This window comes from Agromyces humi (genome assembly GCF_009720255.1).
Classification (GTDB): Bacteria; Actinomycetota; Actinomycetes; order Actinomycetales; family Microbacteriaceae; genus Agromyces; species Agromyces humi.
Genome location: NZ_WJSP02000637.1, coordinates 1 through 1,261, shown reverse-complemented (window position 1 = coordinate 1,261; position 1,261 = coordinate 1). Strand labels below are relative to the sequence as shown.

1 protein-coding gene and 1 pseudogene are annotated in these 1,261 nt (G+C 73.8%); one reads left to right on the top strand and one right to left on the bottom strand.

The annotated features are described in order from the left end of the window. Positions 1 to 217, top strand: a pseudogene (locus tag GH736_RS23115) (PLP-dependent aminotransferase family protein); the annotation flags it as partial. A 29-nt stretch (positions 218 to 246) separates the two neighbouring features. On the opposite strand, the gene GH736_RS23110 reads toward GH736_RS23115, so the two are convergent. After that, positions 247 to 1,179 (bottom strand): nucleoside hydrolase, encoded by a 933-nt coding sequence (locus tag GH736_RS23110; protein ID WP_159607376.1) that lies wholly within the window; start codon positions 1,177 to 1,179, stop codon positions 247 to 249. Positions 1,180 to 1,261: the final 82 nt, after the last annotated feature.

Here is a 1,261-nt window from a genome sequence, read left to right as displayed (position 1 = left end):
GCACGCCGTGCTCGAGCTGCCGCCCGGCGTGCGGGCGAGCGAGGTGCGCACCGCCGCAGCCGAGCTCGACATCGCGGTCTCCGACCTCGGCCGGTATCGTGCGTCGGGCGACACGTCGACCGACGAAGCGCTCGTGCTTGGCTACGGCAACCTTTCCGACGCCCTGGTCGACGAGGCGGTCGGGCGCCTCGCGCGGGTCATCCGCTCGCTCGGCTGACGGTCGACGCAGGTTGGTCGCCTGCGCCGTCAGGCGAGGCGCGAGACGGCCGTCTCGAGCACGCCCCAGAAGCTGTCGACGTCAAGGCCGGTCGCGACCCAGGCGTTGGGCTCGCGGCGCAGCATCCCGTCGAGGTCGACGCTCGTCGCGCCCGCGGTCTCGGCACCGAGGAGCTCGATGTCGAGACGCGTGTGCACGAGCTGCACGCAGCCCGGGTCGGCGAGCACGGCCACGGCGACCGGATCGTGCAACGGCCCGTCGGGCATGCCGAAGACCTCGTCGTTCGTGCGGCAGAAGAACTCAAGCAGCTCCTCGCCGAACGCCGCCGTCGCGTTGCCGGCGCCGGCCAGCCGCTCGCGCACCCCTGCCGTCACGAGCGCCTGATGCGTCACGTTCAGTCCCACCATCGTGAAGCGGATGCCGCTGCCGACGACGAGCGCGAGCGCCTCGGGGTCCACCCAGGCGTTGAACTCCGCGTACGGCGTGACGTTGCCGCGCCCAGTGGAGCCGCCCATCCACACGATCTCGCGGATGCGGTCGGCCACGTCGGGGCGGTCCCGCAGCAGGATCGCCACGTTCGTGATCGGCCCCGTCGCGATGATCGCGACCGGGTCGGCCGATGCGAGCAGCGTGTCGGCCATGAGCTCGGTGGCGCCCCGCGGGTCGAGCGGCACGACCGGCTCGGGCAGCACCGGCCCACCCAGCCCGTTCTCGCCGTGGATCCACTCGGCCGTCTCGAGCGTGCGAGCCAGCGGGCCTGCGGCACCCGCGGCGACGGGCACGCCGGCGACGCCCGCGACGGTCAGGGCGATGCGCGCATTGCGGCTGGTGTGCCCGATCGGCACGTTGCCGCCGACCGTCGTGACGGCGAGCAGGTCGAGCGACGGATGCCCCGCCGCGAGCCACAGCGCGAAGACGTCGTCGTGTCCGGGGTCGCAGTCGACGATCACGGGCACCGTCATGCGGATCCCTCGGGCTCGTCGCCGGCCGGGCGCGTGGGAGGCGCGGAGTCGAGTCCGGCCGCCCGCAGCACGGCCTCGCGGC